The organism is Streptomyces sp. NPDC058001 (genome assembly GCF_042886315.1).
In the GTDB taxonomy this organism is placed as follows: domain Bacteria; phylum Actinomycetota; class Actinomycetes; order Streptomycetales; family Streptomycetaceae; genus Streptomyces.
On the sequence record NZ_JBHVQT010000013.1, the window covers coordinates 88,252 to 107,419 of the forward strand.

14 protein-coding genes and 1 tRNA gene are annotated in these 19,168 nt (G+C 71.0%); 5 read left to right on the top strand and 10 right to left on the bottom strand.

From position 1 onward, the window contains the following. Positions 1-146: 146 nt before the first annotated feature. The 7 genes from rho to ACFVT5_RS30520 form a co-directional block, all read right to left on the bottom strand. A complete protein-coding gene (rho, locus tag ACFVT5_RS30490) occupies positions 147-2,243 on the bottom strand; it encodes a transcription termination factor Rho (protein ID WP_389894628.1) in 2,097 nt (698 codons plus the stop codon). Positions 2,244-2,640: 397 nt separating this feature from the next. Continuing rightward, the gene (gene thrB / locus ACFVT5_RS30495; protein ID WP_389894630.1) at positions 2,641-3,570 is read right to left on the bottom strand and encodes a homoserine kinase; all 930 of its coding nucleotides are present in this window, start codon (positions 3,568-3,570) and stop codon (positions 2,641-2,643) included. 315 nt (positions 3,571-3,885) lie between these two features. Then, on the bottom strand, positions 3,886-4,944 hold the full coding sequence (gene thrC, locus ACFVT5_RS30500; RefSeq protein ID WP_389894632.1) for a threonine synthase: 1,059 nt from the start codon (positions 4,942-4,944) through the stop codon (positions 3,886-3,888). A gap of 6 nt (positions 4,945-4,950) precedes the next feature. Beyond that, positions 4,951-6,240, bottom strand: coding sequence for a homoserine dehydrogenase (locus tag ACFVT5_RS30505; RefSeq protein ID WP_389895030.1), 1,290 nt, complete (start codon positions 6,238-6,240; stop codon positions 4,951-4,953). 98 nt (positions 6,241-6,338) lie between these two features. Then, positions 6,339-7,730 (bottom strand): diaminopimelate decarboxylase, encoded by a 1,392-nt coding sequence (gene lysA / locus ACFVT5_RS30510; RefSeq protein ID WP_389894634.1) that lies wholly within the window; start codon positions 7,728-7,730, stop codon positions 6,339-6,341. Positions 7,731-7,743: 13 nt separating this feature from the next. Then, positions 7,744-9,168 (bottom strand): ArgS-related anticodon-binding protein NrtL, encoded by a 1,425-nt coding sequence (nrtL, locus tag ACFVT5_RS30515; RefSeq protein ID WP_389894636.1) that lies wholly within the window; start codon positions 9,166-9,168, stop codon positions 7,744-7,746. A 154-nt stretch (positions 9,169-9,322) separates the two neighbouring features. After that, positions 9,323-9,844 (bottom strand): response regulator, encoded by a 522-nt coding sequence (locus ACFVT5_RS30520; RefSeq protein ID WP_389894637.1) that lies wholly within the window; start codon positions 9,842-9,844, stop codon positions 9,323-9,325. A gap of 282 nt (positions 9,845-10,126) precedes the next feature. Here ACFVT5_RS30520 and ACFVT5_RS30525 point away from each other — a divergent pair. The 4 genes from ACFVT5_RS30525 (at position 10,127) to ACFVT5_RS30540 (ending at position 14,469) form a co-directional block, all read left to right on the top strand. Continuing rightward, positions 10,127-10,198 (top strand) — tRNA-Arg (locus tag ACFVT5_RS30525). Positions 10,199-10,364: 166 nt separating this feature from the next. Next, positions 10,365-12,440, top strand: a complete 2,076-nt coding sequence (locus ACFVT5_RS30530) for a histidine kinase (protein WP_389894639.1) — start codon at positions 10,365-10,367, stop codon at positions 12,438-12,440. Next, entirely contained in the window at positions 12,437-13,093 is a 657-nt protein-coding gene (locus ACFVT5_RS30535; protein WP_389894641.1) for a response regulator, read from the top strand. Before ACFVT5_RS30530 ends, ACFVT5_RS30535 begins: the two co-directional genes overlap by 4 nt. A 110-nt stretch (positions 13,094-13,203) precedes the next feature. Further along, positions 13,204-14,469 (top strand): alpha/beta hydrolase, encoded by a 1,266-nt coding sequence (locus tag ACFVT5_RS30540; protein WP_389894643.1) that lies wholly within the window; start codon positions 13,204-13,206, stop codon positions 14,467-14,469. Positions 14,470-14,761: 292 nt separating this feature from the next. Here ACFVT5_RS30540 and ACFVT5_RS30545 read toward each other — a convergent pair whose 3' ends face one another. Continuing rightward, entirely contained in the window at positions 14,762-16,429 is a 1,668-nt protein-coding gene (locus ACFVT5_RS30545) for an SWIM zinc finger domain-containing protein (protein WP_389895032.1), read from the bottom strand. Positions 16,430-16,594: 165 nt separating this feature from the next. Between ACFVT5_RS30545 and ACFVT5_RS30550 the strand changes: the two genes are divergently transcribed. Continuing rightward, entirely contained in the window at positions 16,595-16,951 is a 357-nt protein-coding gene (locus ACFVT5_RS30550; RefSeq protein WP_389894645.1) for an ArsC/Spx/MgsR family protein, read from the top strand. Positions 16,952-17,047: 96 nt separating this feature from the next. On the opposite strand, the gene ACFVT5_RS30555 is transcribed toward ACFVT5_RS30550, so the two are convergent. Both ACFVT5_RS30555 and ACFVT5_RS30560 read right to left on the bottom strand, forming a co-directional pair. Beyond that, a complete protein-coding gene (locus tag ACFVT5_RS30555) occupies positions 17,048-17,923 on the bottom strand; it encodes a geranyl diphosphate 2-C-methyltransferase (protein WP_389894647.1) in 876 nt (291 codons plus the stop codon). A gap of 185 nt (positions 17,924-18,108) precedes the next feature. Continuing rightward, entirely contained in the window at positions 18,109-19,161 is a 1,053-nt protein-coding gene (locus ACFVT5_RS30560) for a family 2 encapsulin nanocompartment cargo protein terpene cyclase (protein ID WP_389894649.1), read from the bottom strand. Between the last annotated feature and the right edge of the window lie 7 nt (positions 19,162-19,168).

A 19,168-nucleotide genomic window follows, 5' to 3' on the forward strand; every position in this document is an offset into this window, starting at 1 on the left:
AGCCCCACTTCCCGGCCCCACTGACCCGGCCCTACTGCCCCGGCCCCGCTGCCCGCCCCCTGACGACCGCGCACGGCACAGGGCCGCCCCCGTCACCGAAGTGAGCGGGGGCGGCCCTGGGACGTACCGCCGGATACCGCGAAGCGTCAGTCGTTGCCGTTGCCCGGCATCGGCGTCGTCTTCTGGATCTGGAGCAGGAACTCGGCGTTGGACTTGGTCTGCTTCATCTTGTCCAGGAGCAGCTCGATCGCCTGCTGCTGGTCGAGCGCGTGCAGCACCCGGCGCAGCTTCCAGACGATGCCCAGCTCGTCGCCGCGGAGCAGGATCTCTTCCTTACGGGTGCCGGACGCGTCCACGTCCACCGCCGGGAAGATGCGCTTGTCGGCGAGCTTCCGGTCGAGCTTCAGCTCCATGTTGCCGGTGCCCTTGAACTCCTCGAAGATCACCTCGTCCATGCGCGAGCCGGTCTCGACGAGCGCGGTGGCCAGGATGGTCAGCGAGCCGCCGTCCTCGATGTTGCGCGCGGCACCGAAGAAGCGCTTCGGCGGGTACAGCGCGGTCGAGTCGACACCACCGGACAGGATGCGTCCGGAGGCGGGCGCCGCCAGGTTGTAGGCGCGGCCCAGACGGGTGATGGAGTCCAGCAGGACGACCACGTCGTGACCCAGCTCGACCAGGCGCTTGGCCCGCTCGATGGCCAGTTCGGCGACCGTGGTGTGGTCCTCGGCGGGACGGTCGAAGGTCGAGGAGATGACCTCGCCCTTCACCGACCGCTGCATGTCGGTGACCTCTTCAGGACGCTCGTCGACGAGGACGACCATCAGGTGGCACTCGGGGTTGTTGGTCGTGATCGCGTTGGCCACGGCCTGCATGATCATGGTCTTACCGGTCTTCGGCGGGGCCACGATCAGTCCGCGCTGGCCCTTGCCGATCGGCGACACGAGGTCGATGATCCGCGTCATCAGCACGCCCGAGTCGGTCTCCAGACGGAGCCGGTCCTGCGGGTAGAGCGGCGTCAGCTTGTTGAACTCCGGCCGCCCGCGGCCCGATTCGGCCGCCATGCCGTTCGCGGAGTCCAGGCGGACGAGCGCGTTGAACTTCTCGCGCCGCTCGCCTTCCTTGGGCTGACGGACCGCGCCGGTGACGTGGTCGCCCTTGCGCAGGCCGTTCTTACGGACCTGGGCGAGGGACACGTACACGTCGTTGGGGCCCGGGAGGTAGCCCGAGGTCCGGATGAACGCGTAGTTGTCGAGGATGTCCAGGATGCCGGCGACGGGGATCAGGACGTCGTCGTCGGTGACCTGCGGCTCGTTGATGTCCTCACGGCCGCGCCGACCGCGCCGGTCCCGGTAGCGCCCGCGACGGCCGCGACGGTTCTCGTCGTCGAAGTCGTCCTGGGGGCCGGTGTTGCGGTCCTGACGGCCGCCGCCCTGCTGCTGGCGCTGCTGCTGGCTGCCGCCGCCCTGCTGGCTCTGCTGGTCGTCGCCCTTGCCCCGGCGGTCCCGGTCACGGCCGCGGTCCCCGCGCTCGCCCCGGTCTCCGCGCTCGCCACGGTCCCGGCGCTCACGACGGTCCCGGCGGCCCTCCGCGTTGCCGTCGGACCCGTCGCCCCTGCCGTCGGAGTCGCCGCGTGCGGCGTCCTTCGCGTCGGCGGTCACCGTCTCGGGGCTGCCCGCGTCGGCGGTGGCACGGCGCCGGCGGCGCTCGCCCGCGGGGGCGTCGTCGCTGGCGGGCTGGCCGGGGATGTCGATCTGCTGCTGGGCCACGGCCTTGGCGGCGCCCTCGGAGGAGGCGGCGCCGTTGTCGGTCTTGGTGGACTTGGCGGCGCCGTCGACCGGGGCGCTGTCCGTCTTGGTGGCCCTGGCGGCCCTGGTGCCCGTGGTCTTGTCGGTCGCGGCGGCGTCCTCGCCGGTACGGGCCTTCGAGGTGGCCCGGCGCTTGGGCTTGGCCTCGGCGGGGGCGTCGGCACTCTTCGCCGGGGCGGAACCGGAGCCCGCCTGCGCCTCCTTGATGACCTCGATCAGCTGGCTCTTGCGCATCCGCGCGGTGCCCCTGATTCCGAGGCCCGATGCGACCTGCTGCAGCTCGGCCAGCACCATGCCGTCGAGGCCGGTTCCGCGGCGCCGCCGGGTTCCGGCCGAAGCACCGGTGGCAGGCGCGGCAGTGGCGTCCGTGGCGGGCGCGGCAGCGGTATCGACCGTGCTGTCGGCAGTCACGCCCATCAGATCGGTGGTGTCGCTCACGAAGGGTCCTTCCCTGGAGCGGACGTCGGCCTGTCTGGCTCGGCGACCGGTTGTGCTGTCCGGCTTCGGTCCTTTTGGTGTGGACCGCGCCGGGGCGGTGGTCCGCCAACGGCGGAAGACATATCTGGTGATGGCGATTCCCGGAGCCGTGCCACGGGTTTCTGTGTCACGCGGCTCGGTCACGCCGCTTCCGGAGCGTGCTCGACAAACCGCTCAATGCGACATGAGAAACGGTTTGGGAGGCTCCCGGAAGGATGGTTGTCCCGGACGGGGACACGAAGCACCTCGCCATGGTGGGGTCGGGTGCAGACTTGAGGTTAACACTACCGGATCCAACAAACATTCCCCCTCTCGAAATCCGGCAACCGCATATATCCAGTGGCCGTCTGGTGGCCGTCTAATGGACGCTGAAGGGTGCGAGCGGCAGCACGCTCGTACCCGCGGCGTCGAGGGCCAGCCGGTTCGCCGCCCACCCCTCGCCCGCCAGTCGGGCGACCTTGTCGGCCGCGTGGTCGTCGACGAGGGCGAGGACCGTGGGGCCCGCGCCGGAGATCACCGCGGGGACACCGTCCGCGCGCAGCCGCTCCACCAGGGCGGCGCTCTCCGGCATGGCCGGAGCGCGGTAGTCCTGGTGCAGTCGGTCCTCGGTGGCGGGCAGCAGCAGCTCGGGGCGCCTGGTCAGGGCCTCGACGAGCAGGGCGGCCCGGCCCGCGTTGGCGGCGGCGTCCACATGCGGGACGGTGCGCGGCAGCAGTCCGCGGGCGGTTTCGGTGAGTACGGCTCCGGCCGGTACGAAAACCACCGGAACAATGGAATCGGCGGGTTCCATCCTGATCGCGCGGGCCGCGCCGCCCTCCATCCAGGAGAGCGTGAAACCGCCGAGCAGGCAGGCGGCGACATTGTCGGGGTGGCCCTCGATCTCGGTGGCGAGTTCCAGCAGGGCGTTGTCGTCGAGCCTGCTGTCGCCGCCTATGGTCACGGCGCGCGCGGCGACGATTCCGGCGCAGATCGCGGCGGACGAGGAGCCGAGGCCCCGGCCGTGCGGGATGCGGTTGGCGCAGACGACCTCCAGGCCGCGCGGCTGTCCGCCGAGCAGGTCGAAGGCGGTGCGCAGGGATCGTACGAGCAGGTGGTTCTCGTCGCGCGGGAGGGTGTCGCCACCCTCGCCTGCGATGTCGATGTGCAGTCCGGAGTCGGCCACCCGGACGACGACGTCGTCGTACAGCCCCAGGGACAGGCCGAGGGCGTCGAAGCCCGGTCCGAGGTTGGCGCTGGTGGCGGGGGTGCGCACTCGGACGGCGGCGGCGCGGAACGCGGGACCGGCCATCGCTCGATGACTCTCCTTGAGCTGCGGGTTTTTCTTCAGACTTGCACCACGTACGGAATACCCGGAGGCCGCGAGCACGGCGGCACCGCGGCATATGCGGCGGCGGGTTCGGTACAGCCTATCGAAGGAAGGTTCTGTGGCGACATAGGGCGCACAGGAGGCGCACGATGCGTGTCGTAAGCCCCCCGTGCACCCCCGGTGCGGAGATGTAAGCCTTTGCCTGCTTTACCCGGTTTCCACCAAGGGTTTCCGCCAAGGGTTTCCACCAAGGGTTCACAGAAAGGGCCTACACCAAGGGTCGCACCAACTCCGTGGCTACGCGAGGCCCAACCGCTCGGCCGCCACCACCGCGTCGACCGGCACCGTCACCGGCTGCGGGGCTCCGGCGACCGCCCAGTCGGGGTCCTTGAGGCCGTTTCCGGTCACCGTGCAGACGATGCGCTGGCCCGGGTCGACCTTGCCCTGCTCGGCGGCCTTCAGCAGACCGGCGACGGACGCGGCGGACGCCGGCTCGACGAAGACACCCTCGCGGGACGCCAACAGCTTGTAGGCGCGCAGGATCTCACGGTCCGTCACCTCGTCGATGAAGCCGCCCGACTCCTCCTGGGCGGCCAGCGCGAGCTTCCAGGACGCGGGGTTGCCGATCCTGATCGCGGTGGCGATGGTCGACGGGTCCTTGACGATCTCGCCGCGCACGATGGGCGCCGAACCGGACGCCTGGAATCCCCACATACGGGGGGTCCGGGTCGCCGGGCCGTCGGCCGCGTACTCGCGGTAGCCCTTCCAGTACGCGGTGATGTTGCCCGCGTTGCCGACCGGCAGGACATGGATGTCGGGGGCGTCGCCGAGCGCGTCGACGATCTCGAACGCGGCCGTCTTCTGGCCCTCGATCCGTACCGGGTTGACCGAATTGACCAGCGCCACCGGGTAGTTGTCGGACAGACTGCGGGCCAGCGTGAGGCAGTCGTCGAAGTTGCCGCTCACCTGGAGGATCTTGGCGCCGTGCACCAGCGCCTGACCCATCTTGCCGAGCGCGATCTTGCCCTCGGGCACCAGGACGGCGCTGACCATGCCGGCCCGCACGGCGTAGGCGGCGGCCGACGCGGAGGTGTTGCCGGTGGAGGCGCAGATGACGGCCTGCGCGCCCTCCTCCTTGGCCCGCGTGATGGCCATGGTCATACCGCGGTCCTTGAAGGACCCGGTCGGGTTGGCGCCCTCCACCTTGAGGTGGACCTCACAGCCGGTGCGCTCGGAGAGCACCTGCGCGGGCACGAGCGGCGTACCGCCCTCGCGGAGTGTCACGATCCGCGTGCCTTCGGTGACCGGCAGCCGGTCCCGGTACTCCTCGATGATTCCGCGCCACTGGTGGGTCATTGCTGGTTACTCTCCTTCAACCCGCATGATGCTGGCGACACCCCGCACGGTGTCGAGTCGGCGCAACGCTTCGACGGTGCCGCCGAGGGCGGAGTCGGGCGCGCGGTGGGTGACGACGACGAGCGACGCCTCCCCGTCCTTACCCTTCTGGCGCACGGTGTCGATCGATACGCCGTGCTCGGCGAAGACCGTCGCGACCTGGGCGAGTACGCCCGGCTTGTCGGCCACGTCGAGGCTGATGTGGTACCGCGTGACGACCTCGCCCATAGAGGAGACGGGCAGCCGGGTGTACGCGGACTCGCCGGGGCCGGTTGCCTCGCCGAGCTTGTTGCGGCAGACCGCGACGAGGTCGCCGAGTACGGCGGACGCGGTGGGCGAGCCACCGGCGCCGGGGCCGTAGAACATCAGCTGCCCGGCGGCGTCGGCCTCGATGAACACGGCGTTGTACGCGCCCCGCACGGAGGCCAGCGGATGGCTGAGCGGGATCATCGCGGGATGTACGCGCGCGGTGACGGAGCCGCCGTCGGCGGCCCGCTCGCAGATGGCGAGGAGTTTGATGGTGCAGCCCATGCGCCGGGCCGACGCGAAGTCGGCGGCGGTGACCTCGGTCATGCCCTCGCGGTAGACGTCGTCGAGGCGTACGCGCGTGTGGAAGGCGATTCCGGCGAGGATGGCGGCCTTGGCGGCGGCGTCGAAGCCCTCGACGTCGGCGGTCGGGTCGGCCTCCGCGTACCCGAGCGCGGTGGCCTCGTCCAGGGCCTCCTGGTAGCCGGCGCCCGTCGAGTCCATCTTGTCGAGGATGAAGTTGGTCGTGCCGTTCACGATGCCGAGCACACGGTTGACCTTGTCACCGGCGAGGGATTCGCGCAGCGGCCGGATCAGCGGAATGGCACCGGCGACGGCGGCCTCGTAGTACAGATCACGCCCGTGTTCCTCGGCGGCGGCGTGCAGCGCGGCGCCGTCCTGCGCGAGGAGCGCCTTGTTGGCGGAGACGACGGAGGCACCATGAGCGAAAGCGGTGGTGATGAGGGTCCGCGCAGGCTCGATCCCCCCGATGACCTCGACCACCACATCGATGTCGCCGCGTTTGACGAGGGCGGTCGCGTCGGTGGTGATCAGCGCGGGGTCGACGCCTTCGCGCACCTTCGACGGTCGGCGCACCGCGACCCCCGCCAGCTCCACCGGGGCACCGATACGGGCGGCGAGGTCGGCCGCCTGCGTCGTCATGATGCGCGCCACCTCTGAGCCGACTACCCCACAGCCCAGCAGCGCCACTTTCAGCGGACGCGTACGCATCATCCGACCTCGCTTCTCGTACTTCTACGGTGGGACCAGTCTCACTCACCGGACGGGAGTTTCTATCCCCCGTCCGGATCCTGAGATATCTATTTCATTTATCCGACATCGAGACGCAGGAGATCTTCCTCCGTCTCACGCCGCACGATCTCGCGCGCCCCACCGTCCCGTACGGCGACGACGGGCGGGCGGAGCGCGTGGTTGTAGTTGCTCGCCATGGACCGGCAGTACGCGCCCGTCGCGGGCACGGCGATGAGGTCACCGGGCGCCAGATCGGCGGGCAGGAACGCGTCCCGTACGACGATGTCGCCGCTCTCGCAGTGCTTGCCGACGACGCGGACGAGCATGGGCTCGGCGTCGGACGCGCGCGAGACGAGGGCGACGCTGTACTCCGCGTCGTACAGCGCGGTGCGGATGTTGTCCGACATCCCGCCGTCGACGGAGACGTAGGTCCGCAGCCCGTCAAGGACCTTGATGGTCCCGACTTCGTAGAGGGTGAAAGCGGTGGGCCCGACGACAGCCCGCCCCGGTTCGACGGAAATCCGGGGCGTCCGCAGCCCGGCGGCCTCGCACTCCCTCCCGACGATCTCGCCGAGCGCCTTGGCGATCTCGTGCGGCTCGCGGGGGTCGTCGTCCGAGGTGTACGCGATGCCGAGGCCGCCGCCGAGGTCGATCTCGGGGAGTTCGACGCCGTGCTCGTCGCGGATCTGGGCGAGCAGCCCGACCACGCGCCGGGCGGCCACCTCGAAGCCGGCCATGTCGAAGATCTGCGAGCCGATGTGCGAGTGGATCCCGACGACATCGAGCCCGTCGAGCTTGAGGGCCCGCCGCACGGCCTCGGCGGCCTGACCGCCGGCCAGCGCGATCCCGAACTTCTGGTCCTCGTGCGCGGTGGCGATGAACTCGTGCGTGTGCGCCTCGACGCCGACGGTCACCCGGATCTGTACGCGCTGCCGCTTGCCGAGCCGCTCGGCGATATGCGCGACCCGCACGATCTCCTGAAAGGAATCGAGCACGATGCGCCCGACCCCACTGGAGACGGCCCGCTCGATTTCCTCGGGCGACTTGTTGTTCCCGTGAAAGGCGATGCGCTCGGCGGGCATTCCGGCACCGAGAGCGGTGGCCAACTCTCCCCCGGAACACACATCGAGATTGAGCCCTTCCTCATCCAGCCACCGCACAACGGCGCGGCTGAGAAATGCCTTTCCGGCATAGAAGACATCGGCACCGGTGCCGAACGCGGTACGCCAGGCCCGTGCCCGCGCGCGAAAGTCCGCTTCGTCGAGGAAGTAGGCGGGTGTCCCGAACTCCTCGGCGAGCCGGGTGACTTGGACACCGCCGACGGTGACGACACCATCGCCGTCACGGCGGACGGTCTGCGCCCAGACCTTGGGGTCGAGGGCGTTGAGATCGGCGGGCGGGGCGCTGTAGTGGCCCTCGGGCAGGACATCCCCATGACGGGGCCCGGCGGGGTGTGCGGAACGGCTCATGTCGTGCGCTCTCTCAGAGATGTTCGGGTGCGTGCATGCCGAGCAGATCGAGGCCACCGGCGAGCACCGCCCCGGCGGCTTCGGCAAGCGCGAGCCGGTCACGGTGGGCGGCCAAGGGTTTCTCGTCCCCGACAGGCAACACGGACACACCGGAATAAAACCCCAGAAACGCATCGGCGACGAGCAGGAGATGCCGGGCGAGACGGTCGGGGGTGCGGTGGCGCGCGGCGGCTTGGAGGGCGGGGGGGTACTCGGCGAGGGTTTGGAGGAGGTGGGTGGCGGGGGTTCCGGGGGCCGGGGCGGTGCCGGGGGTGGCGGCGGCCGGGCGTGCATCCGGGGTGACTGATTCGGTGCCCGGGGTACCCGGGGTGCCGAGGGTGGCGGGCGGTCCCGGGTGCCGGGTGGCCGGAGCGGTGCCCAGGGTGGCGGCCGGGTCTGTGTCCGGGGTGACTGATTCGGTGCCCGGGGTGGCGGGGGCGACGTCGGTGTCCGGGGGGGCCTCGGCTTCGTGGGCGAGGGCGGCCGGGGCGGTGGCTCGGTCAAGGGGAGCCGGCTCGTTGCCGGGGGCTGGGGCGGTGCCCGGGGTGGCGGGCGGTCCCGAGTGCCGGGTGGCCGGGGCGGCGGTGTCCGGGGTGACTGATTCGGTGCCCGGGGTGCCGGGGGCGACGTCGGTGTCCGGGGTGGTGGTGAAGCCGAGGTGGGCGGCTTCTCGGGTGAGGGCGCGGGTACGGGAGTAGGCGTACCGGACGCGGAACAGGGGGTTGCTCTCGCGCTGCACGAGGAGGTCCGCGACGGGGTGGGTGCGGTCGTGCGGGGCGGGGTGGAGCAGGGACCAGAGGCGGGCGTCGTCGCCGGGGTGCGGGGTCGACTGTGCCGGGGGGTGCTCGGGGGTGGGGCGCAGGGTTACGTGGGTGTGGGCGCCGGTGCCGGGGGCCCGGGTTCCCTCGTACGCCGCGTGTGCCGCGCGCGAGGGCTCGTAGCGGATCTCGGCCTGGCCGCCCTGGCTGGCGATGATCCTGGTCAGGGCGCCGGCGATGACCTCGGCGCGGGTCTCGTGCGGGATGTGGAGCGCGATGACCTGACCGGCGAGGACGTCCCCGTACCCGTACCGCGTGCCCTCGCGGAGGATCTCGGCGACGAGGTCCGTGGTTGCCGCGCGGTCGAGGGTGAGGCTGAGGAATCCGGGGCCCGTGATGTCGACCCCGGCGAGTCCCGGGGTGCCGAGGAGCCGGTGCCGGAGGATCTCGGCGACCTGGCGGGCGGGGCGACCTGCGGGCCGGGCGAGCTGGAGGGCGACATTGGTCGCGTAGTCCCCGCTGCCCCCGGGCCGCGTCCGCTCGACCACGACCCGTACGGGCACGGCAACGGCCAGCTCCCCCCCGTCCACGGCACGCCGCACGGCTTGCAGCACGGTGCGGGACAGGTCGACGGGGGTCACGGGACCAGCGTATGGGAGGAGGGGGGTGGGGTGGGTAGCGGGTTTCGGGGTGGGGGTGGGGTGGACGACCGAGCTGATGGACCGGGTGAATCCGGTCGGTCCGGCGAATCTGATCGTTCTGGCCGGTCCGGTCGATCCAGTCGGTCTGGCCGGGTCAGGAGCGGCCGGCGCGTTCGGGGGTCTCGTCGGCGCCGGCGCCGTGGTCGTGGCAGCCGCCGCAGGTGGGGGCGGGCTCGTCGGGGCCGGTGCCGGGGCCGGGGTCGGGGCCGCCGTGGGCGCGTCCGCGTTCCATCAACTGCCGGACGATGCCGATGAGTTCGCCGGGCTCGAAGGGCTTGGCGAGGAAGGCGTCGACCCCGACATCGAGTCCGCTGTCGACCTCGTACTGGGTACAGGCACTGACGATCATCAGCGGGAGGTGCCGCGTACGGGGATCGGACCGTAGCCGTGCGGAGGTGCGGAGCCCGTCGAGCCGGGGCATCACGACATCGAGCGTGACGACATCGGGCCGGACGTGGTGGACGACCTCCAGGCATTCGGCACCATCGGCCGCGGTCACGACCTCGAAGCCCTCCAGTTCGAGATTGACCCTGATCAGCTGCCGGATCACCTTGTTGTCGTCCACAACAAGCACCCGACCGGTCGCGCCTGGCACAACTTGAGAGTAGGTCCGCACCCGGCACCGCGTCCGGGTTTTCCCCACTTCCGACCCGTGCGGGGGACGCGAAGCGGGGGCAGGGACTCCGCGACGCGCACGCCGGTCGGCGTGTCCGCGGTACGGGACGGGGGGGTGCCGGGGGTGCGTCCGCGCGGCGGTACAAGAGTGCCGGCAACACGTCGCGGAACCGCCGCTCCTGGGGCCGCCCACCTGCTCAGGGACCCGGCAAATACCTGTTCATGAAGACCCCCGAAGAACTGGTAGTGTTCAACCCGTCGCCGCGCCAGCCGCGAACGACACGCCCCCGTAGCTCAGGGGATAGAGCAACGGCCTCCGGAGCCGTGTGCGCAGGTTCGAATCCTGCCGGGGGCACTCCGGATCAAACTCCCGACCTGCGGAAATACAGGTCGGGAGTTTTTGCGTACCTGCCAAAACGCGCACGGTCTTTTGACCAAAGGGCACAGCGCCTACAAGGGTGGGACGTTCGGCGTTCGAACAAGGCGGTTCTCGCCTTCAGTTGGTTGGTTAGTCTGTTGGTATGGACGGTCTCCTCGCAGGAGACGCGGGGGGCCTTTCTGTCCTCGTGGCCGTGTCCGTGCTGGTCATGCTTCATCTCCTGGCCGTGCACCGAACCGCTGGGCTCTCTCTCGCGGGAGCGGTCGTCGCCACGCTGGCCGCCGCCGGAGTCGCCGCTGCCCGCGGTGAGCCGGCGCACTATGTGGCCGGGGTCGTGCTGACGGCCGGCGGCGCGGTGGCCGTCGCCTGGGCGACGGGCCGGGCACGCCGGCACAGGCGGGCTCATCGGTCCGCGCGGGTCGACTACGAGGCCGGCACCGCGACGGTCCCCCTGTTCGCGGCGCTCGCCGAACGGGACCGGCTGGCAGCTGAGCTGCACGATGTGGCCGCGCACCGGCTGACCGGGGTGGTGGTGTCCGCGGGCGCCGCGCTCCGGCTCACCGACCAGGAACGGACTGGTGCGGCGCTCCAGCACGCCGGCGAGGCGGGCCGGCAGGCCGTTCGTGAGCTGGAGCGACTCACCGGGCTGGGCGAGTACCCGGCGCTCGCCACCTTCACCGATATCGACGCGCTGGCCGCCGCGCACGCGGTGGACTACCGGCGCACGGTGGACATGGCGCCGGCGACCAGTACGGAGGCGGCGTACCGGGTTGTCCGAGAGGCGTTGACCAACGCGGCCCGGTACGCGGGGGGCGCTCTGGTACGGGTACGGGTCGAGGGGGCCTTCGACCACGAGGCCCCGGGGGTGGGCAGGGTGGCCACGGGCGATCCCTTGCTCGTCGTCACCATCACGGACGACGGGGGTCGGGCTGTCGAGCCCGGCCTCGGGACCGGTCACGGACTCACCGGGCTGGCGGCCACCGTCACCGCGGCGGGCGGGACGTTCACTGCCGGACCGGTAGGGCAGGACGGCCAACCGGTAGGGCAGGACGGCCGAGGGAAGGCCGGCTGGACTGTCCGGGCTCAACTGCCCGCGGGGGCAGCACCACACATCCGCCGGTGGCGCCTCTGGCGCGGTGTGATCGCGTTCGACTACGCGCTGGTGGTCCTGGCCATCGCGCTCTCGCTCGGTGTGAGCCTGCTGTCGGCCGATGTATCGGATTCCTTCGGCGGCGTGCTGCCCGCCGCGTCGGTGGTCGTGCTGTCGGGCCTGCACGCCGTGCCGCTGAGCCGGCGCTCGCGTGCACCCGGCCGCGCGCTCGCGAGGGTGCTGCTGGCCCTGGTGTTGTGGTGGGCCTGCGACCGGGCCGGCTGGACTCAGGCCCCGGTGAGCGACATCTTCCTGGTGTACGGGTGGGTCGAGCTGACGCTCGCGTACAGCGCCGGGGTGCGTCTGCCCTTGCGGCGCGGCCTGTTCGCGCCGCTCGCCGTCGCCGCCGTAGGTGGCCTGGCACTGGCGAGCGGCAGGGGTATCACCGGCAGCCGTGTGGCGGCCTGGGGCGTGCTGACGTGCGTGCTGGCCCTCCCGGCCTTCGCCGTCTGGTCGTGGGGGCGCCGGACCGCCCGCCGTCGTGACCGGCTGCGGGCTGCCGACGCCCGGCGGCGGGTACTGCTCGACGGAGACGCCGACGCCGCGGTGCACGAGCAGCGTCTGCGGTTCGCCGCCGGGCTGCGGGGCACAGCGCTCCGGCACGCGCGGGCGGTGGTCGCCGCGGCCGATGCGGGGAACCTGTCGGCCGTACGGGAGGAGGCCCGTGCCGGTCTCACCGCTCTGCGGGAGCTGCTCTCCGGGCTCCGCGGCCGGGACAGCGACGACGTGGGTGACGAGAGGGCCGGGGAACACAGCCCGCCCCCCACCACTGCCGGGATCGCCGCACTGGCCGGTCGGTACGGCGGCTCCGTCCGCTACCTCGGCACACGCCGTCCGCTGCCCGCTGTCGTGGAGGTCTCCGCCTACCGGATCGCCTCCACGCTCATGGCCGTGGGCGTTACTCTCACCGTGCGCACGGTCCACGACGGGGTGGAGGTCTCCGGTCCGGCACCCGCCCCTCCGGGGGTGGAGCGGCAGTTGCGCGCCATTGCGGACGCCGCCGGCGGTACCTTCCTGAGGACCGGCGGCGGTGCGGTACGAGTGTGGCTGCCGGAGGTCTTCCCATGACGATCAGAGTGACCGTCGCGGACGACCAGGCCGTTGTACGGGCCGGGATCGCGGCGATCCTCGACGCGGAATCCGACCTGAGCGTCGTCGGGCAGGCCGCGGACGGCGACACCGCCGTCGAACTCGCCCTCGCAGCACGGCCGGACGTCGCGCTGATGGACATCCGGATGCCGGGAATCGGCGGCCTCGCGGCGACCGCGAGGATCACCGAACAGAACCCCGCGACCCGCGTACTGGTGCTCACCACCTTCGATCTCGACGAGTACCTGTTCGCCGCGCTGCACGCCGGCGCCGCGGGCTTCCTGCTCAAGGACGCCGAACCGGAGCGGGTCATCGACGCGGTACGGGTCATCCACGGGGGTGCCGCGCTGCTCGATCCGACGGTGACCCGCAGACTGATCGACCGGTTCACCGACGCCCCCGGCCCTCTCGACACGACACGGCTCGACCGGCTCACTCCACGCGAGAGCGAGGTCCTGCGACAGGTCGCACGGGGGCTGTCCAATGCCGAGATCGCGGCGGAGCTGGGTGTCAGGCCGCCCACCGTGAAGGACCACGTCTCCGTCCTCCTCGGCAAGCTCGGCGTACGCGACCGGGTGCAGGCGACGATCGTCGCGTACGAGACGGGTCTGATCCGCCCCGGCAGCCGCTGACCCCCGCCGCGGGGCGGGGGTGCCACTCCGCCGCAGGAGGGTTCGCGCATGCTTCCGGACCGTCCCTGAGCTGGACGGATTGCCCGCGCCTGCTCCCTAGCCTCGAACGCATGTCACCCACACTTCCCCGCCGTATCACCGGCGGTGCCCTTCTGCTCCTGGCGCTACCACTGACCCCTGTCGTCGCGACGGCAGGCTTCCTCGCCGCGGCGTTCGTCACCGCGAGCGTGCCGGTGCTGGCCCTCGCCGCTCTCGCCTTCGGCGCTCTGGCCGGCTGGCTGCTGGGCCGCGCGGCGTTCGCCCTGCTCGGCCTCGAACGCCGCGCGGGCCTGCGGGCGTCCGCGTTCGTCACGGCCGGCCTGACCGCGGCCGTCGCCGTCCTCGCCGGTGTCACCGTTTTCCGTCCGATGCCCACCACCACGGCGGCCCCCGCCCCACCTGGCGTCGCGTTCTGGAATCTGCCGACCGGATCGCGCATCGCCTATGTCCACGCCTCCGCCGCCGGTAAGGCCAGGCCGACACCGGTGATCTTCCTGCACGGCGGGCCGGGCACTCCCGGCGAGGGCATTCCCGCCGGCGGCCGTGAACTCGCTGCGGACGGCTTCGACGTCTACTCCTACGATCAGCTCGGCGCCGGCCGGTCCACCAGACTGCGGGACATCACCGGGTACACCGTCGCCCGCCAGGTCGCCGATCTCGAAGCGATCCGGCGCACGCTCGGCGCTGACAGGATCATCCTCGTCGGCCAGTCATGGGGAGGGTCGCTCGCCGCCCAGTACCTGGCGGCCCACAGCAAGCACGTGGCCAAGGCGGTGTTCACCTCACCAGGCGCGCTGTGGGGCCGCGAATACCCGGGCTCCGCGGCCGGGGAACCCTGGAACCGGCTGGCCCCCGCCCAACAGGCCCGCCTCGACCGGCTGAACAGCGAACCTCGGCTGATCGCGGCGAGCCTGCTGCTTGAGGTCAACCCCGGCGCCGCGCACGCGCTGGTCGGCGACCGCGAGGTCGACCACTGGATGCACGAAGTCGCCCTACAGGGAAAGGACAGCACCTCGTGCAAGAGTGCGCCGGCCACCAAGGCGCACAACAACCCCCAGGGTTTCTACAGCAACCAGATGACCAGCAAGGACTTCGAGCGGATCCCCGACCCCCGGCCGAGTCTGCGCACCGCGCACGTTCCCTCTCTGATCATGCGGGGGGAATGCGACTTCATCAAACCGGTCGTGACCGCCGAGTACCAGCGCACTCTCCCGGACTCCAAGCTCGTGACCGTCAAGGGAGCCGGTCACTCCATCGCACGCGGACGGCCAAGCCTCTACACCGCGTTGCTGCGAGCCTTCCTCCTGGGCAATCCGCTGCCGGAGGGCACCGACTGAACCCGCCGCTCGGCGATCAAGTCCGGCATCGGGGCCCCTCCGTACGGAAGAACAGCGCTTGCCTGTGGTCACACCCTGTGGTCACACGCTGTCGTCCATCGCCGTCGAACCTGACCAGGTGCTTTCGTACCTGTTGGGTGACCCGGCATCCGGGCCGGCGAGGCGGCGGCGCCGCTTTCGTATGCGCATCGGCTTCCTCCCGGTGCCGGGTGGTGCGGGCGCCGCGTGATCCGCTCCCCCGCGATCCCCGGCGATCACACGGTCACCGGGGATCGCACGGTGCTGTGGTGGTTCACAGGTCGTGTTCGGCCATCAGTCGCATCAGGTTTCGCTTGCGCTTCTGGGTGGTGCGCAGGTTGGTGGCGTACGCCGTGAAGCCGTCCGGCGTGTCCAGGCGGCGGTGGCAGTCGCGCATGCTCAACAGCAGGCTGACGAGTTGTTCGTAGGCGGCGTTTCCGGTCTGGCGGGTGAGTGGGGTGGCCAGGCGGAGGTAGACGGCGAGTGCGTCGGCGGGGCGGGTGGAACGGGACTGGTCGGCGAGGATGAGCCACTGGCCGTCGTGGGCGCCGAATTCCGTGGCTGCCTGCCAGGCGTTGTCGATGTCCTTGTCGTCCAGCAGGGCGTCGACCAGGACAGGGCCGCCGTGGGTGCCCTTCCGTACGGCGGCGGCGCGCAGCAGGGACAGGGCGTTCTCGCGCTCGGCCCGCCAGCGGTCGGTAGCCTGGGCGGCGGCGCGTAGTTGACGGTACGTCAGGAGCGTGCAGCGTGCGGTGAAGTGGTCCCGGCGCAGGGCGACGGCGTCGGAGAGCCGGCCGGCCTGTACGTAGCGATCCGCCACGTGGTCCACGAGGGCGGTGTCGACTGTGGCGAGGTCCTCGGTGTCGCGGATGCCTCGCTCGGCCCACTCCAGCGCTTCGTCGGGGCGGCCGGCGGTGTCCAGTTCGCGGGCGATGGTCAGGTGGGTGTGGCCGTTCGGTGCGAGGTCGGCGGCGTGCACGGCGATCACCGTGTCGATGTCGCGCCCCGCCTTCGCGAGACGTTGCATCAGGTGTTTCTCGGCCCAGCCGGTGCGGTTGGCCTTCCACGCCTCGACCGCGTGCCGGCGCAGAGCGGTCATCCCTTCGTCGCCGAGCAGATCCTCGTAGTCGAGCGGGTCGATATCGGTCAGGTCCGCCACGTCGCCGAGCGTGTGATCGACCAACCAGTGCGCGAGTTCCTCCGGACCGGGGCGCGTCGCCCGGCAGGCATCGTGATGTACGTCGGCCAGGTCGGCACCGATCTGGCCGAGCCACCCTTCGGAATCGTCGACGCTCTCCACCGTCCCGGCCAGCAGCCCGATCGCGTCACGTGCCAAGGCCATCGCGTCGGCGGCCCGACCCGAGCGGGTCAGCGACCGGATCGCGGACACCGCCTGCCCGGCCTGGTTCGCGTAGGCGCGGGCGTCGGCGTACCCGACGTAGCCGTGCTGGGTGAACGGGCCGATGTCGAGCAGCTCACGGACACGTGACCGGACCCCGGCCAGGTCTCCCTGGGCGCTCGCTGCCCGCAACTCCAGGCGGCGGCGCACATTCCGGTCCTCGGCGGCCTCGTCCTGTACGAGGGTGAGCAGTTCGTCGCGCGACAGGCCGGACAGCCAGGCTTCGAGGCCCCGCGCACGGTCCTGGGCCACCCTCCGCTGCCGGGGAAGTTCGGCCGCCCGTGCGATCACCGTCAGACCGAGCGCGACCAGGTGCTTGCAGAAATTGCCTTCCTGGCCGTACGGGCAGTCGCACACACCCGTCGGCCCACCTGGTCCGCCCAGGGCCAGCTCCACCTCGTACCGCTCCGTGCCATGCACCGACGACCTGATCCAGTCGCCGCCGACCTCGACACCGGACACCGCATCGACGTAAGCGAGCCCGCGCTCGAAGGAACGCGCACCGGCCAGCGCCTTGAGGTTCGCCTCGGTAAGACCGTCCACGGCTCTCCGTACTCCGGCTCGGGTCACGCTCAACGGCCCTCACCCTAGCCTTGCTGTTCCGGTTGGGTGTTGGGGTGTTGAGGTGTTTGGTGATCGTCAGCTGTTGACCGACCGGACCGCCGGGGGCAGACGCACTGGGCCCGCGACACTGGGACAATCACGTTCATGGAAATCTGGATCAACCCGCAGTGCTCCAAATGCCGGTCGGCGTTGTCTCTGCTGGATGCTCAGGACGCCGACTACACCGTCCGGCACTATTTGCGGGAGCCGCCGAGCACGGCGGAACTCGAAGCCGTGCTGCGACGGCTGGGCCTGGAGCCGTGGGACATCGCCCGCACCGGCGAACCGGCCGCGATCGAGCTGGACTTGGCGTCCTGGCCCCGCGAGCCGGCCCACCGGGCACGGTGGATCGAGGCGCTCGCCGCACATCCGATCCTGATCCAGCGACCGATCATCACCGCGGACGACGGTACGGCGGTGGTGGCCCGGTCGCCGGAGGCGGTCCGGTCGGTGCTGCCGTAGACGGTGGTCCGCAGCGCCGCCCTCAGCGCGACCGCCCCCGCCGCCCCCGACCCCGGACCCTCCCCCGGCCCCGTTCCGACTCGTCCCGGCTGCGGCTCAGACCCGGTCGGCCACGATCAGCAGGTACTGGAAGCTGCCGTTGCGGTAGGCGTCCAGGAACGCGTCCTCGATGCCCGTCACCAGGTGGTCGGCCTGCTTGCGCAACTCCCAGTACGGGATCGTTTCTGCGGTCAGGTCCTGTACGTGGACCGGTACCAGTCGGTTCCTGGCCATCGCCCGGAAGTACTCCGACCTCGGGTGGATGTCGCAGATGTAGTGCGCGTTGATCTGCGACACCTCGCGCGAGGCCCGGCCATAGGTGTCGTTGTAGCAGCCGGTGATCGTCACATAGCGACCGCCGCGGCGCAGCAGTCGGGCGTGCTCGGCGAACAGCAGCTCCAACTCGACGTACATCGTGGACTCGTTGTTCCACGAGGCCGCGTACGCCCCCGATGTGAAGCCGGTGTCCAGCATGTTGCGGTGGTGGTAGCGCACCTTGTCGCCGACGTCCCTCTTACGGGCCATCTCGTTGGCGAAGTCGCACTGCTTGGCGGAGATGGTGACGCCGTCGGTGTGGCAGCCGTAGCGCAGGTTCGCCACGATGCTGCCGCCGCCCCGGCCGCAGCCGGCGTCGAAGACCCGGTCGGTGGGGTCGAGCGGGCCGAGGTGGGCGGCCAGCAGTTCGGCCTGGGCGTGCTCCAGGCGGTGCAGTTCGCCGGTGATCCGCTCCGCGCGCAGCTCGGGGTCGGGCTCGTTCAACACCGACCGGTCGGCGGCACCGATGCCGTAATGATGGTGGTACAGGTCATCGATCTTGCCGAGTTCGAGATTGACCGGGTTCTCCTCGGCGTTCCAGTAGTCCGCGACCCGGGTCTGGTAGATGGACTGGGTCGGAACCTGGACCGGGGTGGTCGCAGCGGGGGCAGTGGTCAACGATGACTCCTCTGGACGATTGTCCGGACACATGTCTGGACACATGTCTGGGCGCAGATGACGGCATGACAGCCGGGCTGATTCGCCCATGACGGACCCACTTACGGGTCGATTACGGGTCGCTTACGGATCGATGAGGGGCCCCCTCGGGGGCCATGACGAGCCCGCCCTGACGGGGGGGCGAACTACCAGTAGTCCGGCAGGTGGTAGCGGTTGGTGTTGGTGGCATGCCACTCGTGGTTGCCGGCGACCCAGGCCGCCAGGCCCTGGGCGTAACGCTCGACCAGCGGCGAGGTACCGGACAGGACGGCCGACTCCTCCTCGAAGGCGTCCATGATCTGGTTGTGGATCTCGACGGACTTCAGATAGGCCGCTTTCAGTCCGCGCCGGTCGTTGGCCGCGACCACCTGCGGCAGATTGAGGTGGTCCGGGTCGCTCGCCAACTCCTTGGTGAAGGAGTACAGATCGTTCATGATCGTCGTGGCGTTGCAGGCCAGGGCCGTGATCCGCTGGATCTCGGGGCGGGCGTAGACCTGCTCGGGCAGCTCGTAGCCGTCCACGGCGTCCACGAGTGACAGACACGGGCGGAAGTTGTTGAACTGTCGCATCACCAGGTACTCCCAGATCCGCGGCACGTACCGGGTCTCCATCCAGGCGGCCTCGGCCAGATAGCCCAGGTGCAGCCGGGCGATGTCGTGGACGAACCGGTCGGTCTGGCTGGGGGTGGCGAAGCCCGCGTACTCCGCGAGGGCGTGGTGGTACGAGCGCAGCGGGCCGTCGGCCTGGATGCCCTCGCGCCACTCCGCCTGCAACCCCGGGACACCGTGGTACGGGTCGAGCGCGGACTGGGCGATGATCAGCGGGGCGCCGAGGCCGCGGCGCGATCCGCCGCGCCCCTCGTCCTCCTCGCAGTAACAGGAGTCCACGATGTTCTCGGCGAGCAGCAGTTGGCCGGCCGCGGTGAGCCGGTCCAGGTCGAGGGCGCCGGGGTGTTGGAGGACGACGGCGCGGCCGAACTGGAAGTCCGAGAAGTCCCCCTTCCATGCCTCGGGGAACAGGTCCAGGCCGCGCGCCCAGGTCTCCAGCCTGCGGTCGATCTCGGCGGCCCGCTCCGGATCGGCGGGCACGGCCGGCCGGTGGCGCAGGCCCGGGACCACGCCGGTGCGCCGGGTCGGGCGCAGGCTCTGGGCGATGTTCGGCGGTCCGGGCAGGGTGTGGACGGTGGTGGGGGTGTCCATGGGTGTG